This is a genomic window from Dickeya chrysanthemi NCPPB 402, from assembly GCF_000406105.1.
Taxonomy (GTDB): Bacteria; Pseudomonadota; Gammaproteobacteria; order Enterobacterales; family Enterobacteriaceae; genus Dickeya; species Dickeya chrysanthemi.
Genome location: NZ_CM001974.1, coordinates 3,186,943 through 3,211,422, shown reverse-complemented (window position 1 = coordinate 3,211,422; position 24,480 = coordinate 3,186,943). Strand labels below are relative to the sequence as shown.

Here is a 24,480-nt window from a genome sequence, read left to right as displayed (position 1 = left end):
AAGCGGATCACCGCAAGACAATCAGGGGAAAAATATGACAAAGCAGGTAAGACTCACCACATGGGGCGGTATGGCGGCGCTGCTGGCGGCAAGCTTGTGGCCGCTGGCGTCATCGGCGGTGACCGCGGTATACGTATCGGCGGCGGGGGACGGGGAGATTCGCGCCTATACGTTGAATACCCAAAACGGCCAGTTGACCGCTACCGGCTCGGTAACCGCCGGCCCGCAGGTGATGCCGATGGCGCTCAGCCCGGACAAGCGCCACCTGTATGCCGCGGTACGCAGCAAGCCCTATACACTGGCCGGTTACGCCATCGACCGAAAAACCGGCGTATTGAGTCCGGCCGGCACGGCGCCGTTGCCGGACAGCATGGCGTATATTTCCACCGACCGCACCGGACGCTGGCTGTTCAGCGCCTCCTATGGCGGCAACAAGGTGGCGGTCAGCCCGATTGCGGCAGACGGCCGCGTCAGCGCTGAAGCGGTGCAGGTTCTGCCTACCGGGAAGAATGCGCACAGCATTATTGCCGACCGCCAGAACCGGTTTGTGCTGGTCAGCAATCTGGGCAGTGACCAGCTACAGCAGTTCCGTTTCGATGCCCGAAACGGCCAATTGACCCCTAACTCTCCGGCCGAACTGGCGTTGCCGCCGGGCAACGGGCCGCGCCATCTGGTGCTGTCGCCGGATAACCAGACGCTGTACGTCAGTAATGAGCTGTCCGGCAAGGTGGCGCGTCTGTTGCTGAATCAAAAGACCGGATTGCTGACGCTGCTGGATTATACCGATGCCCTCCCGGCGGACGCGGGAATGCAACCCGGTACCGTCGACCCTAAAGCGCCGGGCATCGATAATCGCCCCAAAATCTGGAGCGCGGACCTGCGGCTGACGCCGAACGGCCGTTTCCTGTATGTGTCCGAACGTACCAGCAGTACCCTCAGCTTGTTGCAGGTGACGCCCAAGAGCGGCCAACTGCGTTATGTCACGCGCTATCCCACCGAAACCCAGCCGCGCGGTATCCAGATCGATCCCAGTGGTCGTTACCTGATCGCCAGCGGTGAAAAATCCGATCAGTTGTCGGTATATCGCATCAATCAAACCAGCGGTGAACTGACGCTGACCGGTCGTTTCCCGACGGGCAAAGGCGCCAACTGGATTGAAATCGTCACGCTGCCTTAAGTAAGGCGGGTCACTCTGGTATTCGGTAGAAGGGGGTTCGGTAGAAAGGTGTACGGTAAACGCCGTTGATGCACAAGCCCCCGCCCTGAGCGGGCGGGGTGTTGATAAGGTGTCAGGCTGGGGTTATTTCAGGTAGGCGTTGAACATCCAGATCTGTTTTTCCTGCTCTTTGATGTAATCGGTCATCAGCGACGCGGTGCCTTCATCACTGGTTTCCGCCGCCAGCGGCAGGATTTCCCGCTGTTGTTGCAGCAGCACGGCATAACCCGCCAGCAACCCTTCCAGCGTTTTTTTGCCCTCGGTGGCATTGACGTCTTCTTTGATATCCGCCACTTTCAAATAGTCGCTATAGGCATGCAGCGGTTGTCCGCCCAGCGCCAGGATACGCTCTGCCAGTTCGTCGATTTTCAACAGCAGTTCGTTGTAGATTTCCTCAAACTTGGCGTGAAGTTCGAAAAAGGCCGAGCCGGAAATATTCCAGTGATAACCGCGCACATTCATATACAGAATCTGGTAGTTAGCCAGCAAGGTGTTCAGTTTGGCGGCAATCTTTTCAGACTGCTGCACATCCAGGCCAATCGGGCTCTTTTTCTTTTTACTGCCTGACATATAACGCTCTCCTTTCTGTCAATCGCATAGTGGTTCGCCATGAACATCCGTCCGGCATGTGCTCGTTTGCCGGGCAACGTGACGGCCTTTTCATCATAGACCAGAAACCGCTGTTCCATCCCACCGGGTGGGCTGGTTCACCCTTTATAAAACGATTCTGTGAATAAACGTTTGCGGTGTATCAATTTTTTGCAGCCGCGCACAACCCGGCCGTCGATGTGTGGCTTGCGGGCGACACGGGGCGGTGGATAACCAGCCAAATACCAGAGCATCGCGCAACGGCGCCATGTCCTGCCGGCGCATCTAACTACAAGCCTATTGGGGATAATCCATATTCAGATATTAATCTGAAATTTTTTATTAATAGGAAATACGTTGTTTTTCATCAATGAATTCATTATTTACCCATTGGGGGTTATAGGTTTATATCCATATATTTTTTCATCCCGATAAACGGTATTATTTATACCGTTATCCTTCACGTTGCAGGTGCGTTGGCTTTATTGCCCGGCTTCTTCTCAGGGCTCTGTAAGGGTGTGTATCGTTGTATTTATTCGTTACTTATTGAAAGTTTGTATTTATTTTATACCCAAAATAATTCGAGTTGCAGGAAGGCGGCAATCGAGCGAATCCCCAGAAGCTTACACAAGTAAGTGACTGGGGTGAGTGAGGGCAGCCAACGCACCTGCAACTTGAAGTATGAAGGGTATATATGAATAGGGTTTTAGAAATTATGCCTAATCCTTTCACGGCATCATGGAGCCGGAGCGGTAATCTTTTATGTCATGGTAACTGGATAATTCATTATCAGGGGCGCGTGTTTGAATTGCCGGAGAAATACCGTGAGCAGCATCTGGGCACATTGGGGATTTATTCGGTTATCGACCCGGATGACGAGCTCTATCGGGATGGATTGGATGAAGATGACTGGATTCTGGAAAATGTCGATTGGCTGGCGGACTGTTTCGAATTACATCAGGTACCGATTGAAGAGTGTTATTTCCGCTTTTTTTATCAGGCCGTCAATCCGCAAGACTGGCGTTGTACCAGTTGCGCCGGGTGTATGTGACGCGCAAAACATCCACGCTGTCCGCCACAACCCGGCGCAGGTGTAAGAATGTTACGGCAGTAACCGCTCCCGTTAATCCGGGAGCGGCCTGGTTTACCGGAACGGCGGTTCGTTGAAGGTGCGCAGTTTGCGCGAGTGCAGATGTTCCGATTCGGCGCGCAGGAGATCAACGGTACGGATGCCTATCTGCAAATGCTCGGAGATTGCCCCCTCATAGAAGCGGTTTGCCTGACCGGGCAGTTTGATCTCGCCGTGCAGCGGCTTGTCCGATACGCATAACAAGGTGCCGTAAGGTACGCGGAAGCGGTATCCCTGCGCGGCAATGGTGGCGCTTTCCATATCGACCGCCACAGCCCGGCTGAGGTTGAAACGCAACGCCGAGGCGGAATAACGTAACTCCCAGTTGCGGTCGTCGGTGGTGACCACCGTACCGGTGCGCAGGCGCTGTTTCACTTCTTCACCCGGCATACCGCTGACCTGTTTGGTGGCATCGTATAACGCGCGCTGGACTTCGGCGATGCTGGGGATCGGGATATCCGGCGGCAGTACCGAATCCAGCACATGGTCGTCGCGCAGGTAAGCGTGCGCCAGCACATAATCGCCGATGCTCTGACTTTCGCGCAGGCCGCCGCAATGGCCGATCATCAGCCAGGCGTGCGGCCGCAGCACCGCCAGATGATCGCAGATGGTTTTGGCGTTGGACGGCCCGACGCCGATGTTCACCAACGTGATGCCGCGCCCTTCGCGTGCGATGAGATGGTAGGCCGGCATCTGATGGTTTTTCCACGCCAGATCCGATACCGCTTGCTGCGGGTTCTCCGTCTCGGCGGTAATCAACGCGCCGCCGGCACAGGCTAACGCCTGGTACGGGCTGGCAGGATCGGTAATTTGATCGCAAGCCCAGCGCACGAACTCATCGACATACCGGGTGTAGTTGGTGAACAGCACGAACGGTTGGAAGTGCTCGGCTCGGGTGCCGGTGTAGTGGCGCAGGCGCGCCAGCGAAAAATCGGTACGTAACGCGTCGAAATGCGACAGGGGGAAATGATCGAGGGTCTGCAACAGACCGTCGGCGGTTTCGTCGCCGATCAACGCCAGCGATGGGGTCGGGAAATGCTGTGCCAGAGCAACGCTCATTGAGCGATCCAGCTTCAGATTGGCACCGTCGATCACATAAGGATAAGGGATTTCCTTGTCCGACAGCGCGACTTCGATCGTGGCCGAATAGTCGTTTTCCAGTATCGCCAGTTGTTCCGCCAGATAGTGACGGAATAACTGCGGCCGGGTCACCGTGGTACGGTAGCTGCCGCCGTGGGTAAGACGGCCGTACGCGCGGGTTTTGCTGTGCTTCTGCGACAGCCCGTCCCAACTGATGCGCAGTTCCGGGTAGACAAACAGCCCGTTGGCGCGCGCGGCGGCATCCGGTGGCGTGCCGTGAGTAATAAAATCGCCGATTGCGGTGCGTAACGCTTTGACCGCGCTGTCATACAGCGCTTCCAACTGGTCCAGCGCCTCGCTGGCGGACAAGCCAGCGCCAGGTGCATAACTCATCTTTACTCCTTTCTTGTAATGCGATTGTCTTATAAGTCGACTGTGCGATGGCGGATGCCATACCGTGGGCCCATTGTGGCACAGCGCACATCACGGCACGATGGGAGAAAAGTGAATTTGAAAAGTCAGCAGGCGGTATCTTCATAGAAAATCAATTTGTGATTCATGTCTCATTTTTAAGGGGTGTTTTGCTCACTTTTTAAATCAGTGCAGAACAAATGCAAAATCTGCGCAATTTATTGCTCACTTTCCAGCATGAATCCCTGTTTGCGCAATGGATGCCGTTTTTTCGCGAGGTCTGCGCAATTTTTTGCTCAAATTTGACTTAGGGAAAATGACGATATTACTTTTCCCTTTTAAAACAATGTAATAAAGGTTGGCATGGTCATTGCCTTATGAACGGTGAAGTCACACTAACCGTTCAACAACAAGGAGCAAGACCATGCCAACTCCATGCTATATCAGCATCGAAGGGAAAACCCAGGGCAACATCACCGCCGGTGCCTTCACGTCCGATTCCGTCGGCAATATCTACGTGCAGGGCCACGAAGACGAGATGCTGGTGCAGGAATTCAAACACATCGTCACTGTGCCGACCGACCCGCAGTCCGGCCAGCCTGCCGGTCAGCGCGTGCACAAACCGTTCAAGTTCACCGTGGCGCTGAACAAAGCCGTACCGCTGATGTATAACGCGCTGGCGTCCGGTGAAATGCTGCCGACCGTGACCCTGAAGTGGTATCGCACCTCCGTCGAAGGCAAGCAGGAGCATTTCTTCACCACCACCCTCACCGACGCCACCATCGTCGACATCAACAACCAGATGCCGCACTGCCAGGACCCGTCCAAGCAGGATTACACCCAGCTGATTGAAGTGTCGCTGGCCTACCGCAAAATCGACTGGGAACACACCGTGGCCGGGACCTCCGGCTCCGACGACTGGCGCGCGCCGATCGAAGCGTAATCACGCCGTTACCCGGACTCAGGTCCGGGTTTTTCTGTTTTTAGTCTGTGTTGAGCGATGGTACGCCCATCGCTGAGTGCAGGCGCATTCATCGTGATAAATGCACTGACGCACGGCGCCGGCCGGGTGTGCGGTAGCTATGGAGCCGGGGAAAGGAGGAAGCAGGGTGGCCAACAGTACAGGATTGCAGTTTACCGTCAAAATCGGCGCATTGGCGGACACCACCTTCGCGGTGGTGGATTTTGAACTCAGCGAGGCGCTGAACCAGCCGTTTGCGCTGTCGCTGAGCCTTGCCAGCAGTCAGGCGGATATCGACTTTGGCGCGGTGCTGGACCAGCCGTGCGAATTGATGGTGTGGTACGAAGGCGAACTGCAGCGCCGGGTCAGCGGTATCGTCAGCCGCTTTGCCCAGGGCGACACCGGTTTTCGCCGCACCCGCTCTCAGGCCGAGGTACGCCCGGCGTTGTGGCGGCTGGGGCTGCGCACCAACGCCCGCCTCTTCCAGACCCAAAAACCGGATGAGATCATAACCGAACTGTTGCAGGAAGCCGGTATCAGCGACTCCCGAACCCGGCGTTCAATCTGGCCTGGCAGGTGGTGGCGGTGATCCACAGCGGCCAGCAGCCGCAGGCGCTGGAAGAAGAGAGCGGTGGCGAGCCGACTACCATCAGCAACAGCTTCGAGGTGGTGAAAGGCACCACCACCTGGCGGGCGGCGCTGCCGTACAAACCGAGGGTGGACGGCCTGCAGATTGCCACCGTGGTCGGCCCGGCGGGGGAAGAAATTTACTGCGACGAGTTTGGCCAGGTGAAGCTGCAGTTCCCGTGGGACCGCTACGGTGCCAGCGACGACCAGAACTCCTGCTGGGTGCGGGTCAGTCAGGGCTGGGCCGGTGGTCAGTACGGGTGGACCGCCATAGCTATCGCACCGTCGGGCAGGATGACTTTGAGCAGATTGGTCAGGATCATCACCAGTCGGTCGGGCGTCATTTTGTGCAACGCATCACCCAGTTGTTTAAGCGCTTTATCGGTGGCGGCGAGATCACCCGTATTGACGGCAGCCGCCAGACCACGTTGTCCGGTTCGGAAGAGACCTTAATCGGCGCCCATCAGCGCGTGTTGGTCAATACCGACAGTTACCTCAAAGCCGCGGACATCGTGCTGGAAGCCGGACAATCGCTGACCATCAAAGCGCCCGGCGGGTTTATCAAGATTGACGGCGCGGGTGTCACCATTTCCGGCACGCTGGTGAAAATCAACGACGGCGGCTCCGCCGGGGCGGGCACTGCGCCGGTGTCCATCGAACCCGAGTCCCCCACCAGACCGACGCTGCCCGATGCGCCGGACCGGCGTTAAGGAGTCATCATGCCAGGAGCTGCACGTTTAGGGGATAGCTGTGCCGGTCACGGCTGCTTTCCCGCCACCCCGGTGATTGCGGGCAGTGACGATGTGATTATCAATGGCAAACCGGCGGCGCGTAAAGGCGATGCGGTATTACTGCACGCCTGCCCCTGTCCGAACATGCCGCACGGTGTGCACAGCCGGGCGATTTCCGCCGGTTCCGGCACGGTGATTATCAACGGTAAGCTGGCTGCCCGTATCGGTGATGCCATCGGCTGCGGCGGCTCGGTGGCGGCAGGCAGCGGGGATGTGATTATTGGCGACACGCCTTACCAGTCGCCGGTGAAGTCCTGTGCGGAACAGTCAGCGAAAAGCCGCGCGCCACTGCTGGCGCTCACGCCGATGCTGCTGCCTGCCATGATGGAGTGGGCCGCGACCGCTGAACTGCCGGTGCTGGATGAAGCGCTGACGGTATTACAGCGTAAGGATCGCTATCTGGCGCAACAGGCATCGGCCATGCCGGGCCTGAAAGACGCCGGCACCCGACTGGCGTTTAACAACGACAGCATCTTGCGCGCTGAGGCGGCGGAGTATGTTTATCCGGTGGATGAATTCCGCCGAGGTGCGAGGTCGGTATTACCCAAATCCCCCGTCGGGTTAGATTTGATGGTAATGCATCCAATTAGTAGAACATGCGTTTTTCAATAAACGCTCCGATGGCTTTTTCGTGGATCTCGACTGAACGCGAGAAGCAGATTGTTTTACGAGTCAACCGCTTAATGCGGGTGCGCAGTGTCAGGTTATTACGCTCAATGCGTTGGGTGAATATTTTGCCGGTCAGATGCTTATCTTTCGGCACCTCCCGGCCATAGCTGCCCCAGTCGTCGCGGGTGATCATGCCGATGTTGAATGGTGTAAGCAGTGCCAGTAGCTCCCGGCAGATTTCATCGGTTCGGGGACCAAACGTGTAGGCCAGTACACCGCCTGTTTTGGTGTTGTACGCGTACCAGAGCCAGTGCTGCCGGGCTTTACTGCCAACGAAGCGCCATTGCTCATCAAGTTCGCAGATAAGCGCCACATCAGCATGGGCAACGGGCGAGGACGTTATTCGCGTTGGCGCGAGTTTTTTAAAGTCCGGATGACGGTGTTAATGCCAATTTTCAGTATTCTGGCGGTATCGCGAACCCCGGCACCATTGAAGGCTATGTCAGTGATCTGCGCTTGAATACCCGGCTTACGGGCTTCATAAGCGTAAATGAGCTGAAACACGCGGTGGCCGTCACGGCAGCGAAATCTGTCGTGGTCTTACTCAAATGTTGAGGCGCAAATTTTCTTGTATTTCATCTATCAGTGTTTTTGGTACATCCCATTCCAGTGCAAGTTGACGCCAACTTGATACGTGCTCAATAGTTGCATCAATAATATCGTCGATCTTTCTTTTGTTAAAAAATGAACTTAGCTTTTCTAAGCTATAAAAATCACTTCGTGTAAAGTTGTCTCTTTTGCCATTCAAACTCATCCAATGACTATTAACCCATTTACTGCCTGGTTTGTAACTGTAGGCTAAATCATAGGCAGGTGAGAGAGACCATTTGTCTTTTTTCAGAATGAAAGCAAAGTTCTTTGAATGGTCGTCATGATTTCGCGCAATGATATTGAATGTCATGCGTTTGAGAAGCTGCTCGGCCTCAAGAGCTGAAAGCTTCAATTTTCTGGCTATGCCAAATAATTCGGCGTAAGAGAATGAACCAGGCTTTTTATAGTTAATGTGGGCAAGACCGTTAAGTGTTTGTACGTGTACCTTTCTATTTTTAATTCGATCAAATCGCTGTGTAATGAAGTGTCTTCTATTGCCTTCGTGAAGTAAGCGGCATGGCATCATATCGACATCGCATTTCTTAGCCATCAAATGATATACAAATTCCATTGCACCATAACCAAGTGGGTCACCAAAGGTTTCCTGGTTTTTGTTATGCTCACTTACGCCATCAAATTTCATCAGGTAATGAGTAAAACCTGTTGGGACGTTGGCTTGGCCAGAGCGAACTTGAGTAAAATCTTCATTAAATGCCAATACTGCTTTCGGTCTTGCTCCTCCGGCACTCATGCCAACAGACAATAAAGACATCATTGTTTCCCGATCATCTTGGCCATTTTTTTTGAGTTTTACTTCAAAATTACCTCGTGAATCTAATATTTCTTGTGCAATTGAAACGAGCGATTGGATTTCTACCTGTTGTGAAGCATTTAGACTTCGTAACGTTGTAGCTGGCACATATTCCAGTGCTCCCATGCCTCGCTTTCCCGTATATTGAAGGCGTTGTAGCGGCGTAATGTCACTCGGTGAACGACCTTGCCCTGCAACCCATGCGTTGAGAACCGAGTTACCAAAGTCATCAGGCAATGAATCTGCAATTAATCCTGGTAGTCCTTTAAAAGTATTGAAATCTAGTTCAGGAAAGCCATAAATTCGGGCCGATAATGGCATTTTGATCGGGGATAATTCGATGCCATTTTTTACGAAGCTAGGATCGTATTCAAATGCTCCGATCCCTTTCTCAGTGTCAAAACTAACTGCGCCAACCACATCGTCTTGGTAAGTTATTTTAATGACTTCCATTACCATTCTGGGGTTTCCTCATCTTTATTACTGCGTTGGCCAGAGGCTCTCTGCCTTTTCTTACCTTGTAATTTGGCCAGTTGTAGGGGAGAAATTTCTTGTTTAGGGAGAAAGAGATCTATCTGCTCTGTTAGGTCTAATGCCATTAATATTGCAATCATGATATCGAGTTGCACTTTGCCTTTTTCTGCATTCAGAACTGTCTTACGTGCTATGCCAGCAAATGCTGCTACTTCGGATTGAGTGAGGTCTCGATTTAGTCGAGCTTGCTTTAGCCTTTCGCCGATCTCTTCTGCTAATGCTGTAGCGGTCATATCTTTCATTATAAAGACCTATTTTGGTTACTTTAACTCTATTTTATCCATATAATGTTCTTAATTTAGGACTTTATGGACCTCTTGTCAATGTTGTTGCTTAGTGTGCGCAATTGGTTACACTAATTGAGTTTTGATACGTTAATGTAACTATTTGGGGATATTGTAAGGATGTCCTTCGATAGGTGCTGGGTGTCCATATAGCTATTTAGAGCTGGAGGAATTTTTCCCCCAGCTTTTTTATTGCCTACGCATCCGTTCAATGGCCACTGCAAGAATATACCTGAAGCTCTTAAAGCTACAGACTGCTGACAAAGTCCTGGCCTCACGGTCAGGACTTTGAGCTAATAAGGTCAGTGCAAAAAACGGACTGACCGCCATGCTCAGAGAGCCCGCCCCGCAGCAATACCCGTTTGAAATGGTGATTCTGGACGAGCTGGTCCCCCAAGACCATCTGTGCGCCACATCGATGCCGCCATTGGTTTTGAATTCATCCGCGACGCGGTTTCTCACCTTTACTGTGCCGATAATGGCCGCCCCGCTATCGACCCCGTTCGCCTGATCAAAATGATGTTGCTCGGCATTGTCGCCACCCAGTCCGTGCCGTCGGTGTCGCTGCCGTCCAGTTCTGCCACCAGTGCGGCGATATCGGTGTCATCATCTGCTACTCTTCCTGATATCTAAATCTGCCGTAATACGTTCCACCTGCGAGGCATACCAGCGCGGCGATATACCCAAAGTGTCTTTATTGTCAGGCAGATAATCTTTGTCCGTTCCGGTGGCTGGGGTAGAGTAGGTTATTCCCCACAACGGCTGGGATATAGCGGGGACAGGCACCCGCGTATGTGGCGAGGTGTGAATCAATGAGGAGGGAAGTATGGGGATTTCTCCAGCACTGATTACGCAGGCTATTGAATGGCGCCGCAAATTGCATGCCAATCCGGAATTGGGGTATCAGGAATATCAGACATCTCAGATGGTGGCCGAATTACTGACCCGGTTTGGGTTTCAGGTCCATACCGGGCTGGCGGGAACCGGCGTAGTCGGCACGCTGGAGAACGGGCCGGGGCCGACCATTGGCCTGCGTGCCGATATGGATGCGCTGCCGGTGACTGAACTGGGTTCTCTACCCTATACATCACAGCATTCCGGCGTGATGCATGCCTGTGGCCATGACGGGCATACCGCCATGTTGCTGGCTGCCGCCTGTCATCTTGGCGAAACCCGACGTTTCAGCGGAACGGTGCACGCCGTTTTTCAGCCGGCGGAAGAGAATTTGGGCGGGGCGCGCCGGATGGTGGAAGAAGGGCTGTTTACGCGTTTCCCAATGGATGACATTTATGCTTTGCATAATTGGCCTGGGTTGCCTGTCGGGCATGTCGGCGTGAGCAGTGGGGCGATGATGGCTTCGCTGGATTCGTTTGAAATTACCCTGACGGGCAAGAGCTGCCATGCCGCGATGCCGGAAAGCGGCGCCGATCCTATTATGGCGGCGTCTCAACTGGTGCTGTCGCTACAGACGATTCCTTCCCGGCTGTTGTCGCCTCAGTCGTCGGTAGTCATCAGCATTACGCAGATAGCCGGCGGGGAAGCCATTAACGTGATTCCGGAAACCGTGGTGTTACGTGGTACGTTGCGTTGTCTGCAAACCTCAACGCGTGATCAGGTGAAAACATTGATTGCACAATTTGCAGAGCAGGTCCCCGCGCTGTTCGGCGTCAACGGGGCCATTCGTTACTTTCCGGGCTACCCGGTGACCCACAACGATGCCCGAGTCGCGCAAACCGTTCGCGAGGTAGCGCAAATAACGTGCGGCGAGGGGCAGGTTCATTGGGATATCGCCCCGTCTATGGCTTCGGAAGATTTCGCCTGTATGCTCGAACACTGTCCCGGCGCTTATTTCTGGCTGGGTGCTGATGGTGAAACCCCTTCCCACCCATTACATAATGCCTGCTATGACTTCAATGACGCACTTATTCCACATGGTGTCGCGATGTGGATTGCGTTAGTGGAAAAACGGTTACCAGTGCGTTAACCGTATCCGGCAGCGCCCGGTTTCTTCTGGCCGCCATCTTGTGCTGCATCCTTATGTTCCTCATTCACTTATGGCTTTTATGCACCCGGTTCAGACCGGGTTTCCTATGCTTGTCGGCGCCTTTCACTCTGTTCCACAATACGGTTTATTTAATCCTAATAACGGAAACTATTTTTCCATAAAGCGCGTTTTTTTATTTTTCTTGATTCATATTGCACGGGGAAATAATAAACCGTAAACGTTTTTTCATCGCCCGTATTCGCAGGGTCGGTCGCTCACTTCTTTTTTTTGGATATGTGACGATTCACATTTTTTCTATCCGGCGTGATGTGGTTTTTTATTGTGCGTTCAGCCGGTGTTTTATTTTTCTTTCATGACATAAATCGTACTGAAATGTTTCACTTACGTGATGTTGCGGTGTGAAAATAATCGGCGGTTATGACTGTAAATATTCCTCATGAATAATGGGTTTATTCTTAAATTTAATTAGCATATTAATTGTTTTTAAATCTAACGAAATTAGAGAGGCAAAAAACACCCGTTTTTTGTGAAATTGTAACACGAGCGGTATAAGCGTTATTTTCCGTAAAAATTGAATTATTTTTCATTGGTTTTTATTTATTTTATTGATTTTTAAATATTTTTTGTATTTTTGGGAGCTTTGTAATGTTAAAAATATATTAGCGTTGACCATGTATCAGCGTTATGTGTATGATTGGCGAACAAAGCAGAAATATATCTACACATTTTGAATACAGTTCTGTCGTTTTTATTAGCTTACTAATTCCATACGGTTTAAGAATGCGTTGAGTGAATGCGCCGAGGCGGCGGGTTCTATTTCGTGCATATCGTCGGTCGAAAAACAAACATATCCGAAATAATTCGCGTTGCAGGAAGGCGGCAATCGAATGAATCCTCGGGAACTTACCTCAGTCAGTGAGCGGGGTGAATGAGGGCAGCCAACACACCGGCAACGTGAAGTATGAAGGATATAGCCTATTTGTTCGCTGAACAGCCCGGTCTGTCATGGATTCAGACGGGTCTTTCAGTAGGATTCGACCTTATTTTATCGGGCCAGAGTGCCCTCACGTTGGTATTGACATATGGCAAAAGGAACTGACGGTGCATCTGTCGCACCAAAGGAACGTATTAATATCAAATATGTCCCAGCTACGGGTGGTCAGCAGGCGGAAATTGAATTACCGCTTACGTTGATGGTAGTGGGAAATATGAAGGGACGCACAGAAGAGACACCGATTGAAGAACGTCAGACGGTGTCTATCGACAAGAACAATTTCACTTCGGTCATGAAAGAGGCCAATCTGGAGCTGAATTTCAGCGTGCCTAACCGCCTGGAAGAAGACAGCCAGGATGACCTTCCCGTCAAACTCAGTATCGCTTCACTGAATGATTTCTCCCCCGACCGTATCGCCCAGCAAGTACCGGAACTGCGCAAGCTGCTGGAACTGCGCGAAGCGCTGGTGGCGCTGAAAGGGCCGCTGGGTAATATCCCCGCTTTCCGCAATCGCCTGCAGGATCTGTTATCCAGCGAAGAAGCCAGAGAGCAGTTGCTTAAAGAGCTGGATCTGGTGAAACCCGCCGAATAATTGATTGTCACTGACGAGAAGGGAAACAAACATGTCAATGGTTGAAGAACAGGCCCAGACAAGCGCGGCCGGTGGTTCATCATCGCTGCTTGAAGAAATCATGGCGCAGGCGCGCATCACCCCGGTGGATGAAGGTTACAACGTCGCCAAACAGGGGATCGCCGCGCTGGTGGCGAACATTCTGGACAGCGGCAACGCGGCCGAGCCGGTGAACAAGGCGCTGGTCGACAGCATGATCGTTGAGCTGGACAAAAAACTCAGCAAACAGATCGACGTGATTCTGCATGCACAGGAGTTGCAGGAGCTGGAATCCTCCTGGCGCTCACTGAAACTGCTGATCGATCGCACCGATTTCCGTGAAAACATCAAAATCCTGCTGCTGCACGCGACCAAAAACGAGCTGCTGGAAGACTTTGAGTTTGCACCGGAAATTACCCAGTCCGGTTTCTATAAACACGTTTATTCCAGCGGCTACGGCCAGTTCGGCGGCCAGCCGATCGGCGGGGTGATCGGCGATTACGCGCTGACTCAAAGCTCGCCGGACATCAAGCTGATGCAGTATGTCAGCGCGGTGGGCGCGATGGCGCACGCACCGTTCATCTCCTCCGTCGCACCCACCTTCTTCGGTGTGGACAGCTTTACCGATCTGCCGTCGATCAAAGACCTGAAATCGGTATTCGAAGGCCCGGCTTACACCAAATGGCGTTCGATGCGCGAGTCGGAAGATGCCCGTTATCTGGGGCTGACGGCACCGCGTTTCCTGGCTCGCCTGCCGTATGACCCGGTAGAAAACCCGATCAAAGGGTTTAACTACAAGGAAGACATCAGCGCCAACCACGAACACTATCTGTGGGGCAACACCGCTTATCTGATGGGCACCGCCATCACCGACAGCTTCGCCAAGTACCGCTGGTGCCCGAATATTATCGGCCCGCAGAGCGGCGGCGCCATCACCGATCTGCCGGTGCATGTGTATGAAGCGATGGGCCAGTTGCAGGCCAAGATCCCGACCGAGGTGTTGATCACCGACCGCCGCGAATACGAAATGGCCGAAGAGGGCTTCATCACCCTGACCATGCGCAAAGACAGCGATAACGCGGCGTTTTTCTCTGCCAACTCGGTGCAGAAACCCAAGGTGTTCGCCAATACCAAAGAAGGGAAAGAGGCGGAAACCAACTACAAACTGGGTACGCAACTGCCGTACATGTTCATCATCAACCGTCTGGCGCACTACATCAAAGTGTTGCAGCGCGAGCAGATCGGTTCCTGGAAAGAGCGTCAGGATCTGGAGCGCGAGCTGAATAACTGGATCAAGCAGTACGTCGCCGATCAGGAAAACCCGCCGGCTGATGTACGCAGCCGTCGTCCGCTGCGTGCGGCACAAATCAAAGTGCTGGACGTGGAAGGCGAACCGGGCTGGTATCAGGTGACTATGGCGGTACGTCCACACTTCAAGTACATGGGGGCGAATTTTGAACTGTCCCTGGTTGGTCGTCTGGATAAGGAATAACGACTGATGCCGTCGCTCTCTGCCTGGGAGCGGGGATCTGCGGCCAGCCTGTTTGATCGTATCCGGGGAGAGGAGCGTCGCTCCTCCCCCGAAACGGAGTTGGAAGACCTGATCGCGTCGGTGAAACGCCAGCTTGATCAGGTACTGAATACGCGACCCGGCAGTTGTCGCAGCGCACCCGAGCTTGGCGTGATTGATTTTAATGACGCCACGCAGGGCGGCGCGGATATCCGGGGCAAAATCCGTGAAGCGATCCGACAGTGTATCTGTCGCTTTGAACCGCGCATTGTCCATGTGGACGTCAGTGCGTCGGACTATCTGTCCAATCCGCTGGAGATGTCGTTTCAGGTCACCGCCCATGTGCGGCTGGAAGAACTGGAGCAGGTCACCTCCTTCAATATTCATATGGACAGCCACCGCCATTACAGAATGATGTGATTATGTCGCTGGAACATTTCTTCAGGGATGAACTCGCTTATTTGCGCCTGCAGGGGCGCGAATTCGCCAAAGCACACCCTGAACTTACCCGATTTTTGTCAGAACAGACCACGGATCCGGATGTCGAGCGGTTGCTGGAAGGCTTCGCCTTTTTGACCGGCAGCCTGCGTGCGAAGATCGAGGATGAGTTTCCGGAGCTGACGCACGGCCTGCTGGGTATGCTGTGGCCGAACTATTTGCGCCCGGTACCCAGCATGACCATCATGCAGTTTTCGGTACTGCCCGGCGCCATCGCGCAGCCGGCGTTCGTGGCGCGTGGCTGCGAGCTGGACAGCTTGCCAATAGACGATGTGGTCTGCCATTTCCAGACCTGCCACGATGCCTGGATCTACCCGGCGGATATCCGCCGGATCAACGCGCAAAGCGGCAACGACATGTCTGCCATCACGCTGGATATCGGCCTGCACGGGCCGTTGTCGCTGGGGGATTTGCAGCTCGATAAACTGCGTTTCTTCCTGGGCGGCGACCGCTATACCGCCTATGAACTCTATTTCTGGATCGCCAGCCAGCTGTCACACATCGAGCTGGAAATTGACGGGAAACGCTTTCGTCAGGAAGCGAATGTGCTGAAAACCGTCGGCTTTGAGCGCGAAGATGCGATGCTGCCATATCCCGGCAACGTCTACTCCGGCTATCGCATCCTGCAGGAGTATTTCTGTTTTCCGGAAAGTTTTCTGTTCTTCCAGTTGTCCGGCGCCAGTTGGCCTGACCAGCCGCTGATGGTGACGGATTTCAAACTGCATTTCTGCTTTGACCGGCCGCTGCCGGCGGAACTGAAAATCCGCCCGGATTCGTTCATGCTCAACTGCGTGCCGGCCATCAACCTGTTCCGCCATGACAGCGAACCCATCAATCTGGATGGTCGCCAGACCGATTACCCGCTGAAAGCCAGCTACCGACATGCCGACAGTTTCGAGATTTTCTCCATCGACAAAGTGGAAGGCTGGGTGGAGGGCAACAGCGGGCGGGCACGCGGCATCCCGCGGCTCTACCAGCCGTTCGAAAGTTTCCAGCACCAAATCGAGCGAGCCAAAGGGCGGCTGGCGCTGTATTACCGCATCCGGGTGCGTGAAGCGGTCAACGGCGACGGTTTTGATCACCTGTTGTCGTTTGTGCGCGGCGACGAGAAAGAAGTCATCGATCTGGATGAATCCATTTCGGTCACCCTGACCTGCACCAACCGTTCGCGGGCGGCGCAGTTGCCGGTGGGGGCCATCTGCGTGTCGACCGGCAGTTCGCCGTCTTTCGCCACCTTCCGTAATCTGATTCGGCCGAGCCGTCCGCTGCGCCCGGCGCTGGACGGCAGCCTGCACTGGACGCTGATCTCCAACCTGTCGCTGAACTATGTGTCGCTGCTGCGGCGTGATGCGTTAGTACAGATCCTGCGCACCTACGACTTTCCGGCGCTGCATGACAAACAGGCGGAGCAGGCGTCTCGCAAGCGTTTGGCGGGGATCGAAACGATTGACACCACACCGGTGGACCGGCTGGTACAGGGGATGCCGGTGCGCGGGCTCAAGTCGGTTTTGTCGGTGCGGCAGTCGGCGTTCGCCAGTGAAGGCGAACTCTATCTGTTCAGCACCGTGCTGGCGCATTTCTTTTCGTTGTACGCCAGCGTCAACGCCTTCCATCTGCTGGAAGTGGTCAACATCGATAACAAGGAGCGCTACCGATGGCCGGTGCAGATAGGTCAGCACTCGATGATGTGACCGCAGGGCAGGCGATGTTTCGCCAGGATGCGCGTCACTTCAACTTCTACCAACTGGTGGAGTTACTCAACCAGATGGAAGGCGTCGACCTGGAGCAGGCACTCGACTTCCGGCCGGAGCTGGAGCGGATTCGCTTTCGCTCCACCGCCTCGATTGGCTTTCACCCCAGTGATGTACTGCGGGTGGGGGAAGACAGTGACGGCCGGCAGGAGCTGGAAGTGGCGTTTCTCGGTCTGCACGGCAGCCAGTCGCCGATGCCGGGGTATTACCTCGAAGAGCTGGCGTGGGAGTACGCCCAGGGCGAGCAGAAACTGGGGGTGTTCCTCGATTTCTTTCATCACCGATTGCTGACGCTGCTACACCGCGCCTGGCGTAAATACCGCTATCACGTCCGTTTCCAGAATAACGGCGAGGACGGTTTCTCCCGGTTGATGTTCGCGCTGGTGGGGCTGGGTAACGACGCCGTGCGCGACAGCCTGCCGGTCAACCGCGCCAAGATGCTGTCTTACGCCGGCCTGTTGGCCAGCCCCAGCCGCTCGCCGGAAGTAGTGGCTGGTCTGGTGATTCACTGCTTTGACCTGGAAGACGTCGAGGTCATCGCCTGGCAACACCGCAAAGTGCCGATTTTCAAAGACCAGCAAAATCGGCTGGGGCGCGCCAATAGCCGGCTGGGCGGGGATTTTGTCATTGGCGACAAGGTAAATGACTGCGCCGGTAAATTCCTGCTTAAGGTGGATAACCTCAGTTTCAGCCGTTTTCTTAGTTTCCTGCCCAACGGCGAGCATTTTCAGCCGCTGGTGCGTTTTGTTTCCTTTATTCTGCGCGATCAACTGGCCTGGGACTTGCGCCTCGGTTTCGCCGAAGGGGAAGCCAGAGGGTTGCGGCTGGGCGATGACCAGAGCAGCCGTCTGGGATGGAGCAGCTTTCTCGGGCAGCCGCCCGCCGACCCGTATGTGACGATTTGTGTGCAGGAGTAATTGTGAACGAAAACAACCCACTCACTCTGGTGGTGCTCAACAGCGAACAACTGGATATCAACTCGCAGGTGCAGCACCGGTTTGATCACCGCGGCGGCACGCTGGGCGCATCGGAAAAAGATCAATGGCAGTTGCGTGACCGGCTCGGCGCGGTTTTGCCGGAGCATGCACGTATCGAATTACAGGACGGCTATTTCTGCGTCTGCGACCTGAGCGGCCAGACCTTCATCAACGGCGCGTTGTCGCCCATCGGTCGTGATCGCCGGGTGCGTCTGGCGCAGGGTGACGAACTGGTGATTGGCCCATTCCGGCTGGGGGTCTACCTCGAGGATCCGGCGCGCGAGCAGGATATCGATCAGGTGCTGGGGCAACGCCCCGGCGACGTGCTGGAAGGGTGGCTTGGCGAAGAACGACGCAGTGCGCCCGCCGATGACACGGCGATAGACCGATTTAATGACCCGTTGTGGGCGCTGCAGCAGGAACAGAGCCGCTCGCCGCTGGCAACGGAGGCTGAGCGCGGTGATGAACTGCCGACCTCGCTTTCTTCTTTTTCTGCCGTTGAGGACACCATGGATCAGAAATTTGTGGAATTACCGACCATTGATAACCCACACGCCAGCACCGGTCTGGGCGGACGGGTGGATGCGGTGACGCTGGCGCCGCTGTTGCGCGGGCTGGGCGTATCGCTCAATATCGGCGATGAGCAACAACTGCGCGAGATGCTCGAAGAGATGGGCAAAAGCCTCAAAGCGATGGTGGAAGGCTTGCTGACGTTGCAGGCCGATCAGGCCGCGCTGGCGGATACCCATTTGCGGCCGATCGAAGATAACCCGCTGCGGCTGGGGCTGGATTACACCGATACGTTGTCGCTGCTGTTCGCCGACGATAAAAGCCCGGTGCACCTGTCGGCACCGGCCGCCATCAGCGAGGTGCTGAGTAATATGCAGGCGCATCACCGGGCCAACCAGCAGGCGATCGCCGTGGCGCTGGAGAGCATTTTACAGGCGTTTTCACCGGCGGCGTTGCTGGGGCGTTTCGAGCATTATCGCCGTAGCGGCGAGCGTCAGGCGCTGGATGACGGCTGGGCGTGGCAGATGTATCAGCACTATTACCGCGAACTGACCTCACCGCGTCAGCAAGGGTTCCAGAAACTGTTCCATCAGGTGTATGCGCAGGCGTATGACCGCGCGGTTCGCCAGCAACAGGAGCAGAAATAATGCTGCGGGCCTTAATGCTGCGAATCGGGTGGTTATGCGCCTTGATGCTGCTGCTTCCCGGCTGTTCCACGCTCGGCAAGATGGCGAAGGTGGCGGCCAATCCGGATATTCAGATTGGCAGCAATGATAACCAGCCTTCGACCGTCGGCTTTAGCCTGCTGGCCGAGCCGGATGTTAACCCCAGCGAAAGTGGTGATGCGGCACCCATCGAGTTTCAGGTGGTGATGCTGGCAGAAGACTCCCGCCTGCTGGCGACCGACTATGACCAGGTGACCGGCGATATCGAAAAGGCGCTGGCCAAGAATTACCTCAGCCATCAGGACTACACGCTGCTGCCGGGGCAGTTCAAATACCTGCCGCCGGTCAAGCTGGACGAGAAAGTGCATTACATCGGGGTGATTGCCAAATACGCCGACCCGGACAGCGCCGAGTGGCGCAAGGTTATCAAACTGAAAAACACCGGCCGCACTTATCAGCTTCTGGTGCATCTGCGCCGTGAAGAAGTCGAAATCAAGAAAGATCAAGAAGAAGAATAACTATGTCGAGCCGAAATCGGATTATTTGGCGGGAAGGGCTGTTCATCAAGCCGCAGCATTTCCAGCAACAGCAAAGACACACGGACTACGCGCTGCATGCCCGTCTTAGCGCGCTTAGCGACTATTTCTACGGCCTGCAATCGCTGGCGATCAACGAGGAATACCTCAACTTTGGGCGTATCGCACTGGTGAACGCCACCGGGGTGATGCCGGACGGCACGGTCTTCAACATTCCGGGGGATGACGCGCTGCCGCAACCGCTGGAAATCACCGATGTGGCGCTGGCTAACCAGAAGGTGTATCTGGCGCTGCCGCTGGCGGTGAACGGCGTCAGCGAAGTCGGGCAGGCCGGGGCCGGTATCGCCACCCGCCTGCAATCGCATCGTCACGATGTGCGCGATTTGCACAGCGAAGGCGGCGACGTGGTGTCGATGGAAGTGGGCAAGGTCAGCCTGCGGCTGATGCTGGAACGCGATGATCGCAGCGCTTATGCGTCGCTGGCGATCGCCAACATCCTCGACAAACGGCCGGACGGCGGGCTGGTGCTGGACCCTAACTTTATGCCGTGCAGCATCAGCGTTACAGCGATTCCGAGCCTGAAACGCTTTTTGGGCGAATCCGCCGGTTTGGTGGCGGAACGTGCCCGCAGTCTGGCCCAGCGCATCGCCGCGCCCGGTCAGCAAGGGGTGGCGGACGTGGCGGAATTCATGATGCTGCAACTGCTGAACCGCGCTCAGCCGCAGCTGTCGCATCTGGCGCGTCTCGGTACGCTGCACCCGGAGCGGCTGCACGAAGCGCTGGTGCAACTGTGCGGCGAACTGATGACCTTTACCGACGAGTCGCGTCTGCCGCCGGAGTTTCCGGCTTATCGCCATGAACACCAGCAATCCAGCTTCGAGCCGCTGATGATGGCGCTGCGTCAGGCGCTGAGCACCGTGCTGTCGCCGCGCGCGGTGTCGATTCAGATGAAGGCGCAGCCTTACGGCGTGCGGGTGGCGCTGGTGGGCGACGCCGAACTGATGAGCAGCGCCGAATTTGTGCTGGCGGTGCGCGCCCGCATGCCGCAGGAGCATTTGCGCAAGCAACTGCTGCAACAAACCAAGATCGCCTCCAGCGACAAGATCCGCGAACTCATCAGCCTGCAACTGCCCGGCGTGCCGCTGCTGCCGCTGCCGGTGGCACCGCGCCAGCTGCCGTATCACGCCGGCTACAGCTACTTCCAGTTGGACAGGCAAAGCCCGGCCTGGAAATCGCTGGTCACCAGCAACACGCTGGCGTTCCACATTGCCGGCGAGTTCCCGGAACTGGACATGCAACTGTGGGCCATCCGCGGCCAGTAGTTAACAGGAGGAACCTGTGAGTACCGACATCATTAAAAATGACCAGTTAGGCGACCTGTTGTATGACAACGCCCGACAACTGGATATGGATTCCGATTACTGGTTCCGCCTGCGCGGGCAGAGCATCAACCCGATGATCGACGCCGTTACCCCGCTGCTGGGCATGGTGGAGCGGGTGCGCCAGCTGTCTGAATACGGCGGTGTGGCGGAGTTGTATCAGCGCGTGCAGTCCGAAATTCAGGCCATCGAGCAGGAACTGCATTCCCACGGCTACGAAAACGGCGTGATCCTGTCGTTCCGCTACATCCTGTGCACCTTCATTGACGAAGCGGTGATGGGGCGGGAGTGGGGCGGCCAGAGCGTGTGGTCGGCCCATTCGCTGCTCACCCGTTTTCACAATGAAACCTGGGGTGGCGAGAAGGTATTCGTGCTGCTGGAAAAACTGCTGGATGACCCGGTGCGCTATCGCGACATTCTGGAATTTATCTACCTGTGCTTGTGCCTCGGTTTCGAAGGGCGCTACCGGGTGATGACGCAAGGGCGCGAAGAACTGGATCGGGTGGTGCGCCGCCTGCACGACACCCTGCGCCCGGAGCCGGAACATCCGCCGACGGTGTTCCACCTCAATCTGGGGCAGCAGTCTTCCCGCTACCACCTGCGTAAACAGATTTCGCTGCGCGCCTTGTTTCTCAGCCTGTGCGTGGTGATGGCGGTGGCGTTTGGCCTGTATCACTACCAGCTAACCAACCAGACCCAGGACGTGCTGCGTCAACTGGGCGAATTATTACAATAACAGGAGCGTATTCTCGTGATTCGAATCGAACTGCCGATCCTGGTTGAGCGACTCAACCCGCTGTGCCGCCACATGATGGAAGAAGCGGCGGCGCTGTGTATTCAGCATCAGGGCGCGGAGATCCGCATTGAGCACCTGTTGCTGAAAATGCTGGAAACGCCGTTGTGCGACGTGCGCTTGATCCTCAAACGCGCCGGGGTAGAGGCCGACGAACTGGCGGCCCTGTTGCAGCCCAATGCGGCGGATAAAGGCTTTGAGTCAGGCTATCCCTCGTTTTCGCCGTTGCTGGTGGAGTGGTTACAGGACAGCTGGCTGCTGGCCTCGGCCGAGCTTCAACACGCCCGTCTGCGCAGCGGCGTGCTGCTGCTGGTGTTGCTGATGACGCCGACGCGTTATCTGTCGGCCACGGTAACCCGCCAACTGGCGCAAATTAACCGCGAGCTGCTGCGCCAGCAGTTTGACGAGTGGGTGAAAGACTCGGCGGAAACCGAGGTGGTGACTGCCGCCGGCGTGACGTCGGAGCAAGCTGCGAGTGCGACCACCCAGCTCTCCCGCTATACCCAGAATGTTACCGAATCGGCCCGACAGGGCAAGCTGGACCCGGTGTTGTGCCGTGATCACGAAATCGACCTGATGATCGATATCCTCTCGCGCCGTCGTAAAAACAACCCGATCGTGGTCGGCGAAGCCGGGGTGGGGAAAAGCGCGCTGATTGAAGGACTGGCGCTGCGCATCGTCGCGGGTCTGGTGCCGGAGCGGCTGCGCGACGTGGAACTGCTGACGCTGGATTTGGGCGCGATGCAGGCCGGCGCGTCGGTGAAAGGTGAGTTCGAAAAGCGTTTCAAGGGCGTGATGCAGGAAGTCAAAGCGGCACCGAAGCCGATTGTGCTGTTCATCGACGAGGCGCACACACTGATTGGCGCCGGTAATCAGGCCGGCGGGCTGGATGTGTCCAACCTGCTGAAACCGGCGCTGGCGCGTGGCGAGCTGCGCACTATCGCCGCCACCACCTGGAGCGAGTACAAAAAATACGTGGAAAAAGACGCCGCGCTGTCGCGCCGTTTCCAACTGGTGAAAGTCGGCGAACCGAACGTCGAGGAAGCGACGGTGATTCTGCGTGGGCTGCGCAGCATTTACGAACAGTCGCATGGCGTGTTGATCGACGAAGAGGCGTTGCAGGCGGCGGCCAATCTGTCTGCCCGTTATATCTCCGGCCGCCAGTTGCCGGATAAAGCTATCGACGTGCTGGACACCGCCTGTGCGCGTGTCGCCATCAATCTGACCACGCCGCCGCGCGCGGTCAGCCAGTTACAAACCCGCCTGCATCAGCAGGCGCTGGAAATCGCCCAGTTGGAACGTCAGGGCCGCATTGGGTTGGGTGATACCGCGGAGCGGCTGGCGACGCTGCGTGACGCCCGCGAAACCGACGCCGCGACGCTGGCGCAACTGGAAGCTGACTGGCAGCGGCAAAAAACGCTGGTGCAACAGATCGTCACGCTGCGCACGGCGCTGCTGGCCGATGAACCGGCGGAAGATTTCGATGCCGCCGCCGCGGCCGCCGATCTGGCCGACAGCGAACGGGCGTTGGCGGAACTGCAACAGCCGTCAGTGCTGGTGTCACCGCATGTGGATAAAACCCAGATTGCCTCGGTGATTGCGGAGTGGACCGGTGTGCCGCTAAACCGCATTTCCCAGGGCGAGCTGGACGTGGTGACCCGCCTGCCGGATTACCTCGGCGACAGCATCAAAGGGCAGCAACTGGCGATCGCCCAGTTGCACAAGCACCTGCTGACCGCCCGCGCCGACCTGCGCCGTCCCGGCCGACCGCTGGGGGCCTTTTTGCTGGTGGGGCCGAGTGGGGTCGGTAAAACCGAAACCGTGGTGCAGATTGCCGATCTGATGTTCGGCGGCCGTCATTATCTCACCACCATCAATATGTCCGAATACCAGGAGAAGCACACGGTTTCCCGCCTGATCGGCTCGCCGCCGGGGTATGTAGGCTTTGGCGAAGGCGGGGTGCTGACCGAAGCGATTCGCCAGAAACCCTATTCGGTGGTGCTGCTGGATGAAGTGGAAAAAGCCCACCCGGATGTCCTCAACCTGTTCTATCAGGCGTTTGATAAAGGTGAACTGGCCGATGGCGAAGGGCGGCTGATCGACTGTCGTAACGTGGTGTTCTTCCTGACCTCCAACCTCGGGTTCCAGACGATTGTCAATTTTGCGGAGCGGCAAAGCGAACTGCTGGATGCGCTCTACCCGGAACTGGCGGCGTTCTTCAAACCGGCGTTGCTGGCGCGCATGGAAGTGATCCCCTACCTGCCGCTGGATCACGACACGCTGGTCGAGATCGTACAGGGCAAGCTGTCCCGTCTGGTGACGTTGCTGCAACAGCGCTTTGGTGCCGAAGTGGTCATCGACGATGCGGTGCCGGAAGAAATTCTGCGTTTGGCCAACCGCAGCGAGAACGGCGCGCGCATGTTGGAGTCGGTGATCGACGGCGCGCTGTTGCCGCCGGTGTCGTTGCAGTTGCTGCAACGCCTGTCGGCCGGCCAGCCGGTCAGCCGTATTCATTTCCGGGTGGAAGACGGCCAGTTCCGGTCCGAGGTGGAGGGCTGAG

Annotated in this window: 19 protein-coding genes and 4 pseudogenes; 18 read left to right on the top strand and 5 right to left on the bottom strand. The window is 56.0% G+C overall.

Features of this window, described 5'->3' with window-relative positions:
* The first annotated feature begins 34 nt into the window (after nucleotides 1–34).
* Complete coding sequence (locus DCH402_RS14055; RefSeq protein WP_040001798.1) at nucleotides 35–1,177, top strand: lactonase family protein; 1,143 nt, start codon at nucleotides 35–37, stop codon at nucleotides 1,175–1,177.
* Nucleotides 1,178–1,300: 123 nt separating this feature from the next.
* Here DCH402_RS14055 and DCH402_RS14050 read toward each other — a convergent pair whose 3' ends face one another.
* A complete protein-coding gene (locus DCH402_RS14050; RefSeq protein ID WP_040001797.1) occupies nucleotides 1,301–1,786 on the bottom strand; it encodes a Dps family protein in 486 nt (161 codons plus the stop codon).
* 733 nt (nucleotides 1,787–2,519) lie between these two features.
* On the opposite strand from DCH402_RS14050, the gene DCH402_RS14045 reads away from it, so the two are divergent.
* Nucleotides 2,520–2,855: a hypothetical protein gene (locus tag DCH402_RS14045; protein ID WP_027712649.1), complete on the top strand. Its 336-nt coding sequence runs from the start codon at nucleotides 2,520–2,522 to the stop codon at nucleotides 2,853–2,855.
* Between the two features lie 93 nt (nucleotides 2,856–2,948).
* Here the strand turns inward: DCH402_RS14045 and DCH402_RS14040 are convergent, their stop codons facing one another.
* The gene (locus tag DCH402_RS14040) at nucleotides 2,949–4,406 is read right to left on the bottom strand and encodes an AMP nucleosidase (RefSeq protein ID WP_040001794.1); all 1,458 of its coding nucleotides are present in this window, start codon (nucleotides 4,404–4,406) and stop codon (nucleotides 2,949–2,951) included.
* A gap of 442 nt (nucleotides 4,407–4,848) precedes the next feature.
* Here DCH402_RS14040 and DCH402_RS14035 point away from each other — a divergent pair, with 442 nt between their 5' ends.
* From DCH402_RS14035 to DCH402_RS14025, 4 genes and pseudogenes are all read left to right on the top strand, one after another.
* Nucleotides 4,849–5,367, top strand: coding sequence for an Hcp family type VI secretion system effector (locus DCH402_RS14035; RefSeq protein WP_040001792.1), 519 nt, complete (start codon nucleotides 4,849–4,851; stop codon nucleotides 5,365–5,367).
* 166 nt (nucleotides 5,368–5,533) lie between these two features.
* Nucleotides 5,534–6,285 (top strand): annotated as a pseudogene (locus DCH402_RS23150) (contractile injection system protein, VgrG/Pvc8 family); the annotation flags it as partial.
* Nucleotides 6,273–6,722, top strand: a complete 450-nt coding sequence (locus tag DCH402_RS23145) for a hypothetical protein (protein ID WP_050583317.1) — start codon at nucleotides 6,273–6,275, stop codon at nucleotides 6,720–6,722. The pseudogene DCH402_RS23150 and the gene DCH402_RS23145, both read left to right, overlap by 13 nt.
* Before the next feature lie 9 nt (nucleotides 6,723–6,731).
* Nucleotides 6,732–7,376: pseudogene (locus DCH402_RS14025) on the top strand (PAAR domain-containing protein); the annotation flags it as partial.
* 13 nt (nucleotides 7,377–7,389) lie between these two features.
* On the opposite strand, the pseudogene DCH402_RS22035 reads toward DCH402_RS14025, so the two are convergent.
* From DCH402_RS22035 to DCH402_RS14005, 3 genes and pseudogenes are all read right to left on the bottom strand, one after another.
* Nucleotides 7,390–8,006, bottom strand: a pseudogene (locus tag DCH402_RS22035) (IS1 family transposase); the annotation flags it as partial.
* A 10-nt stretch (nucleotides 8,007–8,016) separates the two neighbouring features.
* Nucleotides 8,017–9,333, bottom strand: coding sequence for a type II toxin-antitoxin system HipA family toxin (locus tag DCH402_RS14010; RefSeq protein WP_040001786.1), 1,317 nt, complete (start codon nucleotides 9,331–9,333; stop codon nucleotides 8,017–8,019).
* Complete coding sequence (locus DCH402_RS14005) at nucleotides 9,327–9,650, bottom strand: helix-turn-helix transcriptional regulator (RefSeq protein WP_040001784.1); 324 nt, start codon at nucleotides 9,648–9,650, stop codon at nucleotides 9,327–9,329. Before DCH402_RS14005 ends, DCH402_RS14010 begins: the two co-directional genes overlap by 7 nt.
* A gap of 370 nt (nucleotides 9,651–10,020) precedes the next feature.
* Here DCH402_RS14005 and DCH402_RS21535 point away from each other — a divergent pair.
* The 12 genes and pseudogenes from DCH402_RS21535 to tssH all read left to right on the top strand — a co-directional run.
* A pseudogene (locus DCH402_RS21535) lies at nucleotides 10,021–10,223 on the top strand (transposase); the annotation flags it as partial.
* A 295-nt stretch (nucleotides 10,224–10,518) separates the two neighbouring features.
* Nucleotides 10,519–11,676: a M20 aminoacylase family protein gene (locus tag DCH402_RS13995; protein ID WP_040001781.1), complete on the top strand. Its 1,158-nt coding sequence runs from the start codon at nucleotides 10,519–10,521 to the stop codon at nucleotides 11,674–11,676.
* 1,103 nt (nucleotides 11,677–12,779) lie between these two features.
* On the top strand, nucleotides 12,780–13,283 hold the full coding sequence (gene tssB, locus DCH402_RS13990; RefSeq protein WP_012770486.1) for a type VI secretion system contractile sheath small subunit: 504 nt from the start codon (nucleotides 12,780–12,782) through the stop codon (nucleotides 13,281–13,283).
* A 31-nt stretch (nucleotides 13,284–13,314) separates the two neighbouring features.
* Complete coding sequence (tssC, locus tag DCH402_RS13985; RefSeq protein WP_040001779.1) at nucleotides 13,315–14,793, top strand: type VI secretion system contractile sheath large subunit; 1,479 nt, start codon at nucleotides 13,315–13,317, stop codon at nucleotides 14,791–14,793.
* Between the two features lie 6 nt (nucleotides 14,794–14,799).
* The gene (gene tssE / locus DCH402_RS13980) at nucleotides 14,800–15,231 is read left to right on the top strand and encodes a type VI secretion system baseplate subunit TssE (protein ID WP_012770484.1); all 432 of its coding nucleotides are present in this window, start codon (nucleotides 14,800–14,802) and stop codon (nucleotides 15,229–15,231) included.
* Between the two features lie 2 nt (nucleotides 15,232–15,233).
* Nucleotides 15,234–17,000: a type VI secretion system baseplate subunit TssF gene (tssF, locus tag DCH402_RS13975; RefSeq protein ID WP_040001776.1), complete on the top strand. Its 1,767-nt coding sequence runs from the start codon at nucleotides 15,234–15,236 to the stop codon at nucleotides 16,998–17,000.
* Nucleotides 16,964–17,977, top strand: coding sequence for a type VI secretion system baseplate subunit TssG (gene tssG, locus DCH402_RS13970; RefSeq protein ID WP_040001774.1), 1,014 nt, complete (start codon nucleotides 16,964–16,966; stop codon nucleotides 17,975–17,977). Before tssF ends, tssG begins: the two co-directional genes overlap by 37 nt.
* Before the next feature lie 2 nt (nucleotides 17,978–17,979).
* Nucleotides 17,980–19,194 (top strand): type VI secretion system-associated FHA domain protein TagH, encoded by a 1,215-nt coding sequence (gene tagH, locus DCH402_RS13965; RefSeq protein WP_040001772.1) that lies wholly within the window; start codon nucleotides 17,980–17,982, stop codon nucleotides 19,192–19,194.
* Nucleotides 19,194–19,730: a type VI secretion system lipoprotein TssJ gene (tssJ, locus tag DCH402_RS13960; protein WP_040001770.1), complete on the top strand. Its 537-nt coding sequence runs from the start codon at nucleotides 19,194–19,196 to the stop codon at nucleotides 19,728–19,730. Before tagH ends, tssJ begins: the two co-directional genes overlap by 1 nt.
* A 2-nt stretch (nucleotides 19,731–19,732) precedes the next feature.
* Nucleotides 19,733–21,070, top strand: a complete 1,338-nt coding sequence (gene tssK / locus DCH402_RS13955; protein WP_040001768.1) for a type VI secretion system baseplate subunit TssK — start codon at nucleotides 19,733–19,735, stop codon at nucleotides 21,068–21,070.
* A gap of 16 nt (nucleotides 21,071–21,086) precedes the next feature.
* Entirely contained in the window at nucleotides 21,087–21,863 is a 777-nt protein-coding gene (gene icmH, locus DCH402_RS13950) for a type IVB secretion system protein IcmH/DotU (RefSeq protein WP_040001766.1), read from the top strand.
* A 15-nt stretch (nucleotides 21,864–21,878) separates the two neighbouring features.
* Complete coding sequence (tssH, locus tag DCH402_RS13945; RefSeq protein ID WP_040001764.1) at nucleotides 21,879–24,479, top strand: type VI secretion system ATPase TssH; 2,601 nt, start codon at nucleotides 21,879–21,881, stop codon at nucleotides 24,477–24,479.
* Nucleotide 24,480: the final 1 nt, after the last annotated feature.